Genomic DNA, 15,968 nt, shown 5'->3' on the forward strand with positions numbered 1-15,968 from the left:
AACAATGAAAATGCAGTTTATTCCAATAATAATTCTTTAATATCTGTATAAAGAAATTATTATCATCTATTCATAAACATTAAAACTTATTTCCATAAGAGGCGACTCTATGTCAATAATATTTCCTGATGTTAAAGTATTTGTTGGTGGCCCTATCCAACACGCATTGAAGTTAAGGCTATTAGACAATAAATTACAAGTTCACATTAAATCGGCTATTCACCATCTGGAATCACTTGGTGCAGAAGTTTTTTCGGCTCATCGTACAGAGCAATTTGGCGAAACAACACACTTATTTACTCCTGAGGAAGTTTCCCGGCGGGATCGCCAATGGATGGAACAATGTGATATTTTTGTTGCTATTTTGCCTGTCTGCCCACAACAGAAACAACTAATAAGAACAGATGGCACCCATATTGAGTTAGGTTGGGCTTCCGCCTTAAAACGTCCTATCATATTAGTCACCGAAAAACCCTTTGATAACTCTGCCAGCCATCTACTAAAAGGCCTGTCTACTATTGCTCAGGTTCATCATGTTCCCCTGAATGATTTTGAACATGATCCAGCTATATTAAGCCATACCATTCAGTATATAGCAGAAGAGAAAGTTACCCCAAAAACCTCAGCCGTCGCATGAAACCAAGAAATAGTAGGGGCTTACGCCCCTATTCACCAAATTTTACTTATTATGGATGATTATCTGAATTATAGTGAACCAACTCGTTGTGCCAGCTAATTAATTCGCCACGTAATTTTTCTGGTAATACAGCAACATGACAGCCTTCTATTGCACCTGCTAATGCAAGCAATAAACTGACATTTGTTTTTTTCCTATGTTGCTGGAGTTTGAGATAAGTCGCTTTTGCCCCCAACATTCTTAATTCTTCTACTCTAGAAATACCAACTTTCCATAATTGCCTTTCTAAAGCTATTCCTAAATTAGGGAGATCTTTCAGCCTAAGAGGTATTTTTTGCCTATCAATTATTTCCTTCATTGTGTATTGGTAGGCTAAATTTACGTATTCGAATAACTGTTTTTGATCCTGCCAAAGTGTTTCATTAACACGATAATACCGCAAAGTCACAGGTATTCCTCTTTTTGAATAAATAAACTTTTCCATTCCCCTGGCTTTAAATAGTACCTCAGCATGACTATTTCCTCTTAAATAAAGCTCTCCATCAGAACTGATAGCAAATAAAACATCATCAATTAACAATCCAATGCCACCAAATTGAGATTTTTTCTTAAGCGTTCCCAGTGAAGATACACCATGTTGCAATTGAGCAAAACGAGTCCCAGATAAAAACATTTTTTATCACTCCATGAATCACATTCCAAAGTAATGTTTAATCATGCCTTTTGTTAATAAAATAGATAACTAGAACAACTAATTAAAACCATACGCAATCTATTTCCAACTGCCAATCGTTAAGGCAGAAAAATCCGAATTTCTGTAAATTTTTGCGAAGCGCTTTGAAAAAAAGAGACTTGCTTTTAATCAAATATCGTTATACTGTATAAATATACAGCTTATTATGACGAGGAACATTATGAGCATCCGATCAGCGTGGGAATATCTCATCGAGAAGACAACAGCTACTGGCACAACCGTAGACGAATATAAAATAAACGAAACAATGGTTGGGATGACCATGAAAAGAATATCTTCTTTGGAACCACCTCAATGCACTTCACACATGATAAAAGGCATGGTTAGTGAGCTGGTTTACAATGAACAACAGACTGTCATTAATCACATCCTTCTTCCTTTATTACGCCAGTCTGGAAAAGAAAATCGGTGGTTACTTTGGGTGAATCCTAATAAAAGGTTAAGTCGCCAATGGCTAATAGAGACTGGGCTTCCCTTAAATAAAGTTGTCCAACTAAACCAAATCCGTCCTATTGCTTCAATTAGTGCCATGGAAAAAGCGTTAGCGAGTGGTAATTACAGTATTGTATTGGGTTGGTTGCCTGAATTATCAGAATATCAATTAAATACGCTACAAATAGCCGCACAAAAAGGTATTACTCTCGGTTTTATTATGCGCCCACTAAATTTATCACATCAATTTATTTCACAATCAGATAGGCTACAAATTTACTCTAATTACTATCATTAATTAAAATTAGGATTAATCCCAATATTTTTTATAAAAAACAGGCTACTCATTGATAATCAATGTTGTTTGCAATGAGAATCTATGCATTAATATTGTAAACATTGTAAATGTTCGTCAGAAATATTTATTTTTTGTCAGTCAATAATTAAATTTTTTGTGCTACTAGTCACAGTGCACTTGTAACTTTTTAACTTCATTGTAGACTTTACTCAGTTTAGGGAGTTGTGCTGACCGCTCTTATATTTCAGAACACATCTTCTGATTAAAGCATGATTACCTAACAAAACATTTTAACCAGTGGCTAACAATAAGGCTTTTAAAGCCAATTGCCTATTTGGATGATAACGAGGCGTAAAATGAAAAAGACAGCTATCGCAGTAGCAGTGGCAGTGGCAGCTTTTGCAACTGCAGTTCAAGCAGCTCCAAAAGACAACACTTGGTATACCGGTGCTAAGCTGGGTTGGTCTCAATACCATGACGTAAATTTCTACGGCAATGGTTATGATAACCGGATTGGCAACGGCTCTCCCCACAAAAACCAGTTAGGTGCAGGTGCTTATGTTGGTTATCAAGTAAACCCCTATCTAGGTTTTGAACTGGGTTATGACTGGTTAGGTCGCATCGCTTATAAAGGCAGCACTGACAATGGTGCTTTCCGCGCTCAAGGTATTCAACTGGCCACTAAACTGAGCTACCCTGTCCTGGACAATCTGGATGTTTATACTCGCCTTGGTGGTATGGTATGGCATGCAAATTCCTCTGCAACCTACAACGCCAACGCAGTAGCCGGAACGGGTGAAAAAGACCAGCGCAGGCTGAAAAACAGGGACACCGGTATTTCCCCTCTGGCCGCAATTGGTGTCGAATACGCATTGACCAAAAATCTGGCAACCCGTCTGGATTACCAGTGGGTGAACAACATCGGTGATGCGACTACCGTTGGCGCCCGTCCAGATAATGGCCTGCTGAGCGTTGGTGTTTCTTATCGTTTCGGTCAGGATGAAGCTGCGCCAGTCGTTGCACCAGTCGCGCCTCCAGTTGTGCCAGCACCTATAGTTGAAAGCAAGAGCTTTACACTACGCTCTGATGTTCTGTTCAATTTCAACAAATCAACACTGAAAGCAGAAGGTCAGCAGGAACTGAACAACCTTTATAACCAACTGGCTAAAATCGATCCAACCCAGGGTAAGGTTCTGGTAATCGGCTACACTGACCGCATCGGCAGCCAAAATTACAACCTGCCACTGTCCCAGAAACGTGCTCAGTCCGTCGTCGATTATCTGGTTGCTAAAGGCATCCCTGCAGACAGCATTCAGGCAGAAGGTCGCGGTAAGGCAAACCCTGTCACTGGCTCTACCTGTGACAAAATTAAAGTTCGTTCTAAACTTATCGACTGTCTGGCTCCAGATCGTCGTGTAGATATCAACATTCAGGGTACTACTGAAGTAGTGACTCAGCCAAAAGCTGCTCAGTAAGGCTATTCTAATCAATTTATTGAAAACCCCATTTTAGGTGGGGTTTTTATCTTAATTCCTTCCCTGTTTATCAACAGGCTTATTTCCCTAGTATGGCTTCCAGATCCTGCTTCAAACTCGACATTTGATGAGCATACTTTTCCCGATATTCAGCATCTTCCAATAACTGTATGATTGTTTCTGACAGGGTATTACCGCGGCGGCGGGAGAGCGCTGAAAGCCGCTGCCAGACATTAAAGTCCAAATCAATGGATTTCTTACGCGAATATTGATGCTCCGCATTAAAATGACGTTTACGCCGTGCCCGAATCGTTTGCTTCATTCGGTTGGACAAATCCGGATTCATATGCAGAGCAATCCATTTCAGTACCTTGACTGGCTCACTTTCCAAATTCATTAGTTCATTGACTGCATCTTGTGCGGCACTTTTTTCAATGTATTTAGTAATTGGCTCACCTTCACGGTGTTTTTTTGCCAAATAAGCCCATTTCCAGCCACATTCCAGATTTTCCAATTGTTGATATTTCATTTCATCTCTCAGTGACAGCGTAACTTAAATTAAGCATAGCAACTATTTCTTAAAATTGCCTATAACAACATAAAATATTGGCATATTTTACAAGCAATAAAAGCGCTGGCTCAAATGTCGCTGCTTTCAAAATTCTGGCATGTCGATTCATTGCCTAATCTTGTATACTAAATGTTTTCCTTTTCACTATATGATGTAGCTATCACCTTGACGAATATAAAACTAGACTGGCAGGCATTACAGCCAAACAATGCGCCTTATCAGGCACTCTTTAATTCTGTCGCTGAATTGTCCCCCATCACAATAGATGTGGTTCAACCCAGATTGCATAGTGGGTTATCCCTTTTCTGTCAGACCTCCCTGCGTCAACCTTTTATGCTACTGAAAGCAGAAGAGAGTGATGTTTATCTGTCTCTTCTATCCAATACTATTTCTTCTTTGTTACCGGAAAGTCATCCAAATATCGGTGGTTATTACCAGATAGAACATCAAACCATTACCTGGCACTCTTCAGGGGAAGGTATTTTTGCGCCAACCGAACGAGTTGCTTACCGTGAGTGGATTGAGCCAGAGCAACTATTTGGCAATGTTTATACGCACCAAGGAATACTTCAACTGCAACCAGGCCTTATCCATCAAGTAAATGGTGGTATCTTGATTTTGCCTTTGCGTACCCTACTCTCTCAGCCATTGATGTGGGTTCGTCTTAAGCAAATGATCATTCAACGCCGTTTTGACTGGCTGTCACACGATGAAAATCGTCCCCTGCCATTACCAATACCTTCAATGGAATTAGATTTGCGTCTGATTTTAGTCGGTGACAGGCTCAGTCTTGAAGAGTTACAGGCCATTGAACCTGAACTGGCAAGCAATGCATTGTATGGCGAATTTGAGCTGGATATGCCCTTTCATGCAGAAGATGATCTAACCATATGGTGCCAGTACGTTAACGGGATCATTCAGCAACAAAACTTGCCACCGTTAAGTGCTGATGCCTGGCCTGAGTTAATTAAGCTTGCTACTCGTTACACCGAAGATCAGTTCCGGTTACCTCTGGATATTCAATGGGTACAACAAAAATTAGAAGCTGCTGCCAATTATCAGCAGGAAAAGCAGATCACCAAACACTCCCTGCAACAAGCGGAAGATAATCGCATCTGGCGTCATGGTTATTTGGCTGAGCGTAGCATAAATGAAATTCTGCAAGGCCAGATATTGATTCGCACGCAAGGCTCAGTTATCGGTCAAATCAATGGGCTATCTGTACTCGAATATCCCGGACATCCTGATCCAATGGGTGAACCTTCTCGTATTAGTTGTGTTGCACATTTAGGGGACGGGGAATTTATCGATGTGGAACGCAAAGTCGAATTAGGCGGCAATATCCATGCAAAAGGCATGATGATCATGCAGGCTTATTTAATTTCTGAATTGAAATTAGAGCAGCCACAACCGTTCTCAGCTTCGATTGTCTTTGAACAATCCTATGGTGAAGTAGATGGTGACAGTGCTTCGCTTGCCGAATTGTGTGCCCTTATCAGTGCTTTGTCACAACAACCTATCGACCAGCAAATTGCCGTTACGGGGGCTGTAGATCAGTTTGGTTATGTACAACCTATTGGTGGCGTTAATGAAAAAATTGAGAGTTTTTTCCGTATATGTCACTACCGAGGGTTAACCGGTCATCAGGGGGTTATTATTCCAGCCACAAATGTTCAACATTTGTGCTTAAATCAAGATGTTATTGATGCAGTCAAAAATGGGCAATTTCATATTTGGGCAGTTGAGCATGTTTCTGAGACGATATCATTGTTAACAGGTATTCCTTATTATGATCCACAAAAAGAACACTTGTTAGCTATGATATGTGAACGCATTGCACAAGCTAATATTCAAGAAAGACCTCGTCTTCCTTGGTTTCTACGCTGGCTAGGTTAACTCCTTCGTTATCTGATCGGAGTTGTTGGGTGTACAAGTGTACGCTATTCTCTAGCCTTACACGATTATAAGGCTATCTGAAAATATGTTTAAAAAACAAGAGTCCTACACGAAAGAAGAACTTCAAGCCTCTGGGCAAGGTAAATTGTTTGGTGAGAATGGACCACCGCTGCCTTCTGGCAATATGCTGATGATGGATCGCATCACGAAAATGACAGAAACCGGCGGTAATTACGATAAGGGTTATATCGAGGCTGAACTCGATATCACCCCTGAGTTGTGGTTTTTCGATTGTCATTTTGTCAATGATCCTGTCATGCCTGGCTGCCTTGGCCTTGATGCCATGTGGCAGCTTGTCGGTTTCTTTCTGGGCTGGATCGGGGGAGAAGGTAAAGGCCGCGCGCTCGGTGTTGGGGAAGTTAAATTTACCGGTCAGGTATTGCCAACAGCCAAAAAAGTGACCTATCGCATTAATTTCAAGCGTGTCATTAATCGCAAATTAATTATGGGTCTGGCTGATGGTGAAGTTCTGGTAGATGGCAAACTGATTTATGCTGCGACTGATTTGAAAGTAGGCTTGTTTAAGGATACCAGTGCCTTTTAATCATCTCATACTGCTGGTGACCTAAGGTTTATCCATTACTGTCCCCAATGTACTGAGCACCTCCGCTACTGCGGAGGTGTTTCTCCTATTTGCTGAATTCAAACCCGATCTTCCTGCGCCTGGCGCCATCCCCCTAACCAATACGAACGAGCATCCAATGAATAATAAGGACAATTCTCCCGTGGCCGTCCCAAAATGCCTGCATAATAGCCTCTGGAAAGTGCCCTTGCTAAACGGTCTCTTTTCTGTCTTTTCATGCCTTATTTCCTCACTTGTTACCATGAAGATGAACAATGTTCGTTTTTTACCCGACTGGTTCTAGTGATACCCCTGCGTGAAATGAATATCAAGCAAAAATATTCATAGCTCGGTTAACTTTGCAAAGGGAGTTGGCTGGCAATGGATTTGGCTAACTGGCTGTAACCTTTCGCTAAAGTAAGCACTAATTCAGCGTAACCATCTTTCTCCTGTTTTAATTTCAGGCTGAATGGCCGCTTAATCACCTTGTCTGAGTTAGACAATATCCAATAGCCTTCAATCAATACCTGTCCGTCATAGCGCCCGTGAAAAGCCGTTATTGTGATATCCAGCACATCTGCCTCTTTTTCTAATTCCTGCTGAGAAACCAGACGATATGGAAATGCTGCGCTCAATTCAGAAATCAATGCTTGTTGTAACTGTTGCTGCAAGGGGCTAGCCCATAAATGGTTCGATGCGTTGATATAGCTCACCTCCCCTGTTTGATACACAATTCCTGGCGCGGTAAGGTAGTCAGAAAGATTAAACCTTTTTATCCACAGTTGCCGTTCATGTTTAGCCCCCAATTTACCTTCCTGTGATGCCAAGTTAGCCAAAACTGGTAATTGATAATATGTTTTTTGTGGCTGACTACTACTGCATCCCGAAAGAAGCCCACTTCCCACAATAAGTACGCTGGCAGACATAAAAAATGCCAATTTTGAAATCAATTTTTTCATCAGTTAGGCGCCTTTTTAGGTTCAGGATCTTTTATCGCTTCTGCTTCAAATACCAATGCATTACTTTTGTTGTTGAGTGTTTTCAAAACAGGCTGCAATTCACGTAATACCTGCTCTAGCTGTTGCATATTATCCATCAGCTTACTATAAGCCGGTGAACCTGGCTGGATCCCCTGCATACTGCGATTCAACTCATGCAATGTATTTTGTATATCTTTAGGCAGTTCTTGTGCTTCTTTACTCGCAAGAATGCGATTTAATTCATCCATCGTTTTCTGCGCTGTTTTGACTGCTTTCTGACTTTCTTTAAGTGTTTGTGTTGCCTGAACAAACACTGCCTCAATCGGCATATTGTTAATTTTGTCCAGCACCGAGGTGACTTTCTGTTGAATTTGCGCCAAACCACTACTTACTGTAGGCAGGATCTTATAACCGGCGATTTCATATGGGCCTTTCCAGAGTTTTTCATTAGTGAAAAAGTCCAGATCAATAAACAACGCTCCTGTGAGTAAATTGCCTGGTTTTAAAGTGGCTCTCAATCCCCTGGTAATAGTTTCCTTCAATTCGTTGTCTGTATCGAATCCATTACCTAACTCTTTCACAAATCGCCCAGGTTCTACATGAATCAATACAGGAATACGGAATTCATTGTCGAGACGCTGCTTAATGTCTTCACTATAAAAAGGAACTCTTGCCACCGTTCCTACCCGAATACCACGGAATTCGACAGGCGCACCCGGCTGTAAGCCACGCACAGAATCAGAGAAAAATAGTAAAAAGTCTGTATGTTCGGTATACAGTGCGTTTTGGATGTTTTTTTCGCTATCGTAGAGTTTAAAGACTTCCTTTTCCTTCACTGGTTTACCCAGTTCCCAACCTTGTGGTACATCAAAACTCACTCCTCCCCCAAACAAGGTCGATAATGAAGCAACATCAACTCGTATGCCTTGTGATGACATATCAAACGTGACACCGCTGTCTTTCCAGAATCTGACATTGGTGGTCAGTAAAGCGTCGTAAGGTGATTTAACGAAAATTTGGTAACGAATCACTCGGGATGTTGGATCAAACGTGCCAGCCTCAACTGAGCCCACTCGATATCCCCTAAAGAGCACTGGATCTCCTGGTGTTAATCGTCCTGCTTTTTCACTGGTCAGAATCAGACGAATACCTTTTGCATCAGGGGAAGCAAGTGGTGGGGTATCAAGCAATGAAAAGCGGCTTTCTTCTTCGCCTTGAGTGCCAGGCTGTAATTCAATAAAAACGCCGGACAGTAATGTACTCAGACCAGAAACGCCTTCACGGCCAATCTGGGGTTTGACAACCCAGAAAGCAGTATCTGTACGTAGCAAACGATTCATTCCATCATTTAGGCGCGCTTTAATGATAACTTGCCCCAGGTTTTCGCTCAAAGACACGCTTTCGACAACCCCAACGTCAACACTGCGGCTTTTAATTTTAGTTTTGCCTGCTTCAATACCTTCAGCATTGGAAGTTATCAATGTGACTTCTGGTCCCTGATGGCTGAAATGGTAAAACAGTATCCAAGCTCCAATCAGCACGGTGATAATGGGTACTATCCATACAGGTGACCAACTCTTAAGTTTACGAATTCTGGCCTGAGTCAAATCTTCTTCTTTATCCGTCACCTTACAACTCCTCATTCTTATGTCGCTCAAATTGGCTGTTAGCTTTGTCCCAAGTTAAACGCGGATCGAACATTATTGATGCAAACATCGTCAAAATAACTACCAGAGCAAACAGGATAGCACCCAAATCAGGATAAATACTCATCAATTGCCCCATGCGAACCAGCGCGGACAAAATGGCAATCACAAAGACATCAATCATTGACCAACGCCCAACAAACTCCACCATTTCATAAACAAAATGCATCTTTTCAGAATCACGGCCTGTTTGGCTTTTTGCATCCCAGCATAACCAACCAATCGCCAGCATTTTCAATAAAGGCACCATAATACTGGCAATAAAAATAACCATTGCAACAGGATAAGAGCCAGAGCCCCAAAGCAAAATAATACCTTCCAGAATAGTGGAATTAATTTGCTGTCCCAGCGATTGAGTCACCATGATAGGCAAAATATTTGCTGGAATATAAAGTATGGCTGATGTTATCAGTAGTGCCATTGTGCGCTGAAGGCTATTGCGACGGCGGGCATGCCCCTTTGTATGACAGCGGGGGCACTGAGATTGCTGAGCAGGTAAAATTGCAGTACAGCATTGGCAAAGCCTGACACCTTGCACTAAGCCTGGTTTTCCGGCCTGCAAGGTAGGGCAAACTTCAGGAGTCGGTGCTATTTCATTCCAGAACCAATGTCTGTCAAGGCACTGAAATGCCCTGACCTGAAACAGGCAAAACAGGCAGTAAGGGAAGAAACTCAAGCCGATACTGATTTCACCATGTGCCATAAGTTTGACAAAGCTCACCAGCACTCCGGCCAGAAAGATCTCGGCCATGCACCATGTTTTCATCTGAAACAAAATGCGCGCCAGCTCTATTTTCAGGCGGCGCGCCATTTTGATGTTCTGGCATAAAAGGATGATGGCAACCATACAGAATGTCGGCACAAGCTGAACCGAGATCAGGAAAAAAACCGCCATGCTGGAATAATCTTCACTGAACATCACTTCGGGGATCTGAGTCAACGTTATTTCACTCACCATTCCCGCAACACTCATGCTAACAAAAGGAAACAGGCAAGCGAGAAAAAGCATGATTAATGCGCTTAATGCATAACCTGTTGGTTGATTACGCGGCTCTCTCCATTTTGCTGTCAGTAAGGTATTACACCGTGGACAAACTGCCTTTTTCCCTTGTTCCAAATCAGGCACAACCGCCAGCATGTCACACTGGGGACAAAGAGCCAGCCTATCATGCTGGTGATTATTGGAACACAAAGTGTTTCTCCTTTAACAAAACTCACACGTTTTTTTATGCTATGTGGCAGCAATCATCCATTTTGCATCATTTCCAACTCTTGCCAGCGATCAAATGTTTTTTCCAATTCTTGTTCTTTATTTGCCAACTCATGCAAAATATTTTGCGTAATTTCATGTGGTTGATTAAAGAACTCTGGGTCACTGACCTGAGATTGTAATTTCTCGATCTCTTCTTCTAATTTCTCTAATAATAAGGGTAGTTGTTCTAATTCTCGCCGTAAATGGTAACTTATCTTATTCGTCCGTTTAGGCAATTCTTTAACTTTTACCGTCTTGTTTTCAACGTTGGCCTTTTTCTCTGCGGTTTGTCGCAGGGAAACAGTTTGCGCCCGCTGCTGCTGGGCATCGTAATATCCCCCTACATAATTGTTGATTTCACCGTTGCCTTCAAAAATCCAGCATTCAGTGACTGAGTTATCAACAAATTGACGATCATGGCTCACCAGAATCACAGTTCCGCTATAGCTATCAACCAATTCTTCAAGTAACTCCAATGTTTCAACATCAAGATCATTGGTGGGTTCGTCAAGAATAAGTAAATTGCTTGGTTTTAAGAACAGACGTGCCAGCAACAGGCGATTGCGTTCACCACCGGACAATGCCCGCACAGGCGTCATCGCCCGTTTGGGATGGAAAAGGAAATCCTGCAAATAACCCAGTACATGGCGGGAACGCCCATTAACCATAACTTCCTGTTTACCTTCGGCAAGGTTATCCATCACCGTTTTATCAGGATCTAATGCGGCACGATGCTGATCAAAGTAAGCCACTTCAAGCTTTGTACCACAATGAATACGTCCGCTGTCTGCTGACAAATCGCCCAACATTAACTTTAATAATGTCGTCTTACCGCAGCCATTTGGTCCCACTAACGCAATTTTGTCACCACGTTGGACTTGCGCCGAGAAATTTTTGACCAATGTTTTATCACCAATCTGGTAATTCACATTTTCCATTTCAAAGACAATCTTACCGGAACGTGTCGCTTCCTCGACCTGCATTTTCGCTGTTCCCATAACATTGCGGCGTTCAGAGCGCTCCACACGTAATGCTTTCAGTGCCCTTACCCGACCTTCATTGCGGGTACGCCGTGCTTTAATACCTTGACGGATCCAAACTTCTTCCTGCGCCAGTTTTTTGTCAAACTCGGCATTTTGCAGCTCTTCAACCCGCAGAGCTTCTTCTTTTCCTTCAAGGTATTTATCGTAATTTCCCGGCCATGAGATCAGCTTTCCGCGATCCAGATCAACAATACGCGTCGCCATCGTGCGAATAAATGAGCGGTCATGAGAAATGAACACGAGGCTGCCATTGAAATTTTTTAGAAAATTCTCCAGCCATTCGATGGTATCGATATCAAGGTGGTTGGTCGGTTCGTCAAGAAACAGCACCTTTGGAGAACAAACCAACGCCCGACCTAGCGCAGCCTTACGCAACCAACCACCAGACAGTGAAGACAGTTTCGCTTCTGCTGGCAGAGAAAGTTGTTTCAGAACATCGTTAATCCGGCTATCTAATGACCAGAGGCCACGGATATCCAGCACTTCCTGCAACTCCGCCAGACGGTTGAGGTTCTTCGCACTCGGATCTGTTTCGACCAAACGCGAAGTATGATGGAATGCTTTAATGTATTCAGCCTGCTCTTTTACCCCTTCGGCAACAAAATCAAATACTGTGCCTTCGACATCACGGGGGGATCTTGTTGTAAGCGCGCAACAATCAAGTCTTGTTCATAAATCACCGAACCATCATCCAATGGCTGCTCTTTTGCCAATACGCGCAACAGTGTGGACTTTCCTGCGCCATTTCGCCCAACCAGACACACTCTTTCGTTTTCTTCGATATGCAGCTCAGCATGATCCAACAACGGTGCATCACTGAATGACAACCAGGCACCGGATAGATTAATCAATGACATAATGTTATTTTTCCTCACCAGCGTGACGCAGCAGCCAGCAGTTATGGATCTGGCGGTTACGGGCAAAATCCTGCGATAATGTTTTTTCTGTTATTTCGGTCGCAACCAGCCCTAATTTATTCAATTCAGCAAAATCCATTTTAAAACCCCGTTTATTATTGGAGAACATTAAGACTCCAGCCGGACGTAACAGACGTTTTAGTTGTTTCATTAATTCGATGTGATCACGCTGAACGTCAAAAGTGTTTTCCATTCGCTTGGAATTAGAGAATGTTGGTGGATCAATAAAGATGACATCGAATTGTTCACGGGACTGAGCTAACCATCCTAAGCAATCAGCCTGAATCAAACGGTGCTGACGTCCGGTTAAGCCATTCGCCTGTAAATTTTTCTCAGCCCATTCAAGGTAAGTACGAGACATATCAACCGTGGTTGTCGAACGCGCACCGCCCAATCCTGCGTGAACTGTTGCCGAGCCGGTATAAGCAAATAAGTTAAGGAAATCCTTGTCTCTGCTCATTTCGCCCAACTTTTTGCGGGCAATACGGTGATCAAGAAATAGCCCCGTATCCAAATAATCGGTCAGGTTAACCCAGAATTTCGCGCCATATTCGTTTACCAAAAAGTATTCTTTCTTTTCGGCCATCTTTTCATACTGGCTTTTGCCTTTCTGACGTTGACGAGTTTTCAAGATCAGTTGATTGGATGATAGGCCAAGTACATTCATTGTTGCACTGATCACATCAAATAGGCGTTGACGAGCTTTATTGGCATCCACAGATTTCGGTGGGGAATACTCTTGCACAACGATTTTATCGGCGTAGCGATCAACAGCAACATTATATTCAGGTAAATCTGCATCATATAAACGATAACAATCAATACCTTGCTGTTTGGCCCACTTGCTAATTTTTTTCTCATTTTTACGCAGACGGTTAGCATAATCCTCAGCGATGCCTATATCCAATGGCTGAGATATATCTGCTAGCTGTTCATTTTTCTGGATGAAATAATTCTTTTGGATACAATCCAGAGGGCCATTTTTGGCCTTAAACTCACGCTCTGCACGTAATTGCAAACAACTCAACAACTCTGGTGAAGCACTGAACAGTGATAAACGCCAGCCAGAAAAACGAGCTTTGATTACGCGGCCAAATACACTGTGCAACGCAATCAACGCAGGTTCACTTTCGAGACGTTCTCCATAAGGCGGATTGCTTAATACCGTTCCCTCTGCCCCTTCCGGCAGGGGATTTTCCAGTTTACTTGCATCTCCCTGCTGGAACTGGATCAACTGGGATACTCCCGCCCTGCGGGCATTTGAACGTGCCATATCCATTACACGGCGATCAATATCCGTTCCAAAAAAGCGGGAAGTTGTTTCCTGTAATCCTTTACGAAAACGAACCTGCGCTTCTGTAATAACTTCACGCCAGATTGTTTCGTTGAATTTCAACCATGAGATGAATCCCCAATGCTTACGATGTAAACCAGGCGCACAATCGGCTGCCATCATGGCCGCTTCTATTAGCAACGTCCCTGAACCACACATAGGATCAACCATTGGCGTTCCGGTATGCCAACCAGAACGCAAAATAATCGCAGCCGCAAGGTTCTCTTTCAGTGGTGCTTGTCCCGCTAAGTCACGGTAGCCACGAATATGCAAGCTATCCCCACTCAAATCGAGTGATACGGTTGCTTTCTCTTTATGCAGGAAGACATGGATACGGACATCAGGTTGTTGTTTAGCAACATCAGGACGTTGCTTTATTTTGCGCATGAAACTGTCGACAATGGCATCTTTTACTTTCAGTGCGCCATATTGTGTATTTCTGATCTCCTCATTTGTGCCGCTAAAATGCACGGAGAATGTACTATTAACGGAGAAGATCTCACTCCAGTCAATGGACTGGACACCAAGATACAAATCCAAGTCACTGTAAACTTTAAATTCGTTAAGCGGCATCATGATACGGGATGCCAGTCTGCTCCACAGCAGGCTCTTATACATCACCCGATCATCGCCCTGAAAATGAACCCCACCCTGAGCAATCTTACAGGATTGCGCTCCCAGGATTTCCAGTTCATTTTTTAATAGTTCTTCCAGTCCACGTGCCGTGCTGGCAAAGAGAGAGTTCATCTTATTAATCATTACAAAAGTTCACCACCAAAAAAATTGTGGCACATTATAGCCAATACCTTCGACATGTCCTAAAGTTGCTGACACAATAAATATAAAAACACTTTAGTAAAGATAAAAACATTCTGGAGATAATGGATGCTAGCTCTGTCGCACCTCTATACCTATCCCGTAAAATCCATGCGTGGATTACAACTCTCTCATTCTCTCGTCAATGAAAATGGCCTGACGTTCGATCGCCATTTTATGATCACCACGATAGACGGTACTTTTATTACTGCCCGCCAATATCCACAAATGCTGCTATTTACTCCAACTATGCTGCATAACGGTCTGTATTTACAGGCTCCCAACGGAGAAAGCGCTACGGTATTTTATGATGATTTTAAAGAAGAGCGTTTCCCTACCGAAGTTTGGGGAAATCATTTTACCGCTTTAGTCGCTCCTGAGAGAGTGAATAGCTGGCTCAGTGGTTTTTTTGATAAACCCGTACAACTACGCTGGCTTAGTGAGGAACTCACTCGGCGGGTAAAAAAATTTCCTGATATTTCTTTATCATTCGCAGATGGTTTTCCCTATTTAATTATCAATGAAGCTTCTTTTCATGCCTTGCAACAACGCTGTCCTGCCAGCATTAAAATATAGCAGTTCCGTGCCAATATCATTGTCACAGGCGCCGCCCCGTTTGAAGAAGATAGCTGGCAAACCATCCAAATCGGCGATATTGTTTTCGATCTACCAAAACCGTGCAGTCGCTGTATATTGACAACGGTCAGTCCGGAAAAAGGCCGTAAAAATCCGCAAAGTGAACCACTGGCTACACTACAGTCTTTCAGAACAGCTAAAGAAAATGGTGCGGTTGATTTTGGGCAAAATGCCATTGCCCGTAATAGTGGCATTATCCGAATTGGGGATCGTGTCACCATTTTGGAAAAGAGAACGCCACGCGAATATGGTAGTGGTGAACAAGCGGCTGATTTACCTGTAAAGGAAGATACTCAACAATCCGTTGCTATTGAGTTCAATGGACAACGTTTTATTGGTAATAATCAACAAATTATTTTAGAACAACTCGAAAATCAGGGTATTCAAATTCCTTATTCGTGTCGTGCAGGAATTTGTGGCTCCTGTAAGATATCTCTGGTTAAAGGGGATGTATTACCATTAAAATCAACTTCCATCAAGAATAATGGAAAAATTCTGGCATGTAGCTGTATACCTCAAAATGATTTAATCATTGAATTAATATAAACATTAATAACATATAACGATAAAATTTGTAGCTAAATCGGGCAGTATAAATAA

12 protein-coding genes and 2 pseudogenes are annotated in these 15,968 nt (G+C 42.4%); 6 read left to right on the plus strand and 8 right to left on the minus strand.

What is annotated here, in order from left to right:
- Nucleotides 1-109 precede the first annotated feature (109 nt).
- Entirely contained in the window at nt 110-637 is a 528-nt protein-coding gene (locus tag Xish_RS01880) for a nucleoside 2-deoxyribosyltransferase (RefSeq protein WP_099116456.1), read from the plus strand.
- Nucleotides 638-686: 49 nt separating this feature from the next.
- Here the strand turns inward: Xish_RS01880 and Xish_RS01885 are convergent, their stop codons facing one another.
- Nucleotides 687-1,310, minus strand: coding sequence for a TfoX/Sxy family DNA transformation protein (locus Xish_RS01885; protein WP_099116457.1), 624 nt, complete (start codon nt 1,308-1,310; stop codon nt 687-689).
- A 343-nt stretch (nt 1,311-1,653) separates the two neighbouring features.
- Between Xish_RS01885 and sulA the strand changes: the two genes are divergently transcribed.
- The gene (gene sulA / locus Xish_RS01890) at nt 1,654-2,121 is read left to right on the plus strand and encodes an SOS-induced cell division inhibitor SulA (protein WP_425275011.1); all 468 of its coding nucleotides are present in this window, start codon (nt 1,654-1,656) and stop codon (nt 2,119-2,121) included.
- A gap of 356 nt (nt 2,122-2,477) precedes the next feature.
- On the plus strand, nt 2,478-3,596 hold the full coding sequence (ompA, locus tag Xish_RS01895) for a porin OmpA (protein WP_099116459.1): 1,119 nt from the start codon (nt 2,478-2,480) through the stop codon (nt 3,594-3,596).
- 79 nt (nt 3,597-3,675) lie between these two features.
- On the opposite strand, the gene matP is transcribed toward ompA, so the two are convergent.
- Entirely contained in the window at nt 3,676-4,125 is a 450-nt protein-coding gene (gene matP / locus Xish_RS01900) for a macrodomain Ter protein MatP (protein WP_099116460.1), read from the minus strand.
- A gap of 207 nt (nt 4,126-4,332) precedes the next feature.
- Between matP and Xish_RS01905 the strand changes: the two genes are divergently transcribed.
- Together Xish_RS01905 and fabA are read left to right on the plus strand one after the other, a co-directional pair.
- Nucleotides 4,333-6,063, plus strand: a complete 1,731-nt coding sequence (locus Xish_RS01905; RefSeq protein WP_099118633.1) for an AAA family ATPase — start codon at nt 4,333-4,335, stop codon at nt 6,061-6,063.
- 85 nt (nt 6,064-6,148) lie between these two features.
- Nucleotides 6,149-6,667, plus strand: coding sequence for a bifunctional 3-hydroxydecanoyl-ACP dehydratase/trans-2-decenoyl-ACP isomerase (gene fabA / locus Xish_RS01910; RefSeq protein WP_099116461.1), 519 nt, complete (start codon nt 6,149-6,151; stop codon nt 6,665-6,667).
- 98 nt (nt 6,668-6,765) lie between these two features.
- Here fabA and rmf read toward each other — a convergent pair whose 3' ends face one another.
- The 6 genes and pseudogenes from rmf to rlmKL all read right to left on the minus strand — a co-directional run bounded on the left by rmf (nt 6,766) and on the right by rlmKL (nt 14,663).
- Nucleotides 6,766-6,924: a ribosome modulation factor gene (rmf, locus tag Xish_RS01915; RefSeq protein ID WP_099116462.1), complete on the minus strand. Its 159-nt coding sequence runs from the start codon at nt 6,922-6,924 to the stop codon at nt 6,766-6,768.
- Nucleotides 6,925-7,038: 114 nt separating this feature from the next.
- The gene (gene pqiC, locus Xish_RS01920; protein ID WP_099116463.1) at nt 7,039-7,644 is read right to left on the minus strand and encodes a membrane integrity-associated transporter subunit PqiC; all 606 of its coding nucleotides are present in this window, start codon (nt 7,642-7,644) and stop codon (nt 7,039-7,041) included.
- Entirely contained in the window at nt 7,644-9,293 is a 1,650-nt protein-coding gene (gene pqiB / locus Xish_RS01925; RefSeq protein WP_099116464.1) for an intermembrane transport protein PqiB, read from the minus strand. The genes pqiC and pqiB overlap by 1 nt, the downstream gene beginning before the upstream one ends.
- Nucleotide 9,294: 1 nt before the next feature.
- Nucleotides 9,295-10,563: a membrane integrity-associated transporter subunit PqiA gene (gene pqiA / locus Xish_RS01930; protein ID WP_099116465.1), complete on the minus strand. Its 1,269-nt coding sequence runs from the start codon at nt 10,561-10,563 to the stop codon at nt 9,295-9,297.
- 53 nt (nt 10,564-10,616) lie between these two features.
- Nucleotides 10,617-12,523, minus strand: a pseudogene (locus Xish_RS01935) (ABC transporter ATP-binding protein).
- A 4-nt stretch (nt 12,524-12,527) separates the two neighbouring features.
- Nucleotides 12,528-14,663, minus strand: a complete 2,136-nt coding sequence (rlmKL, locus tag Xish_RS01940) for a bifunctional 23S rRNA (guanine(2069)-N(7))-methyltransferase RlmK/23S rRNA (guanine(2445)-N(2))-methyltransferase RlmL (RefSeq protein WP_099118634.1) — start codon at nt 14,661-14,663, stop codon at nt 12,528-12,530.
- A 138-nt stretch (nt 14,664-14,801) separates the two neighbouring features.
- Here rlmKL and Xish_RS01945 point away from each other — a divergent pair.
- Nucleotides 14,802-15,914, plus strand: a pseudogene (locus tag Xish_RS01945) (YcbX family protein).
- The last annotated feature ends 54 nt before the right edge of the window (nt 15,915-15,968 follow it).

This window comes from Xenorhabdus ishibashii, from assembly GCF_002632755.1.
GTDB classification, from domain to species: Bacteria; Pseudomonadota; Gammaproteobacteria; order Enterobacterales; family Enterobacteriaceae; genus Xenorhabdus; species Xenorhabdus ishibashii.

Coding starts and splice junctions, on each gene's coding strand:
- Xish_RS01885 (WP_099116457.1), bottom strand. CDS start 1,310: ATGTTTTTATCTGGGACTCGTTTTGCTCAATTGCAACATGGTGTATCT.
- ompA (WP_099116459.1), top strand. CDS start 2,478: ATGAAAAAGACAGCTATCGCAGTAGCAGTGGCAGTGGCAGCTTTTGCA.
- pqiC (WP_099116463.1), bottom strand. CDS start 7,644: ATGAAAAAATTGATTTCAAAATTGGCATTTTTTATGTCTGCCAGCGTA.
- Xish_RS01880 (WP_099116456.1), top strand. CDS start 110: ATGTCAATAATATTTCCTGATGTTAAAGTATTTGTTGGTGGCCCTATC.
- fabA (WP_099116461.1), top strand. CDS start 6,149: ATGTTTAAAAAACAAGAGTCCTACACGAAAGAAGAACTTCAAGCCTCT.
- sulA (WP_425275011.1), top strand. CDS start 1,654: ATGAAAAGAATATCTTCTTTGGAACCACCTCAATGCACTTCACACATG.
- rmf (WP_099116462.1), bottom strand. CDS start 6,924: ATGAAAAGACAGAAAAGAGACCGTTTAGCAAGGGCACTTTCCAGAGGC.
- rlmKL (WP_099118634.1), bottom strand. CDS start 14,663: ATGAACTCTCTCTTTGCCAGCACGGCACGTGGACTGGAAGAACTATTA.
- matP (WP_099116460.1), bottom strand. CDS start 4,125: ATGAAATATCAACAATTGGAAAATCTGGAATGTGGCTGGAAATGGGCT.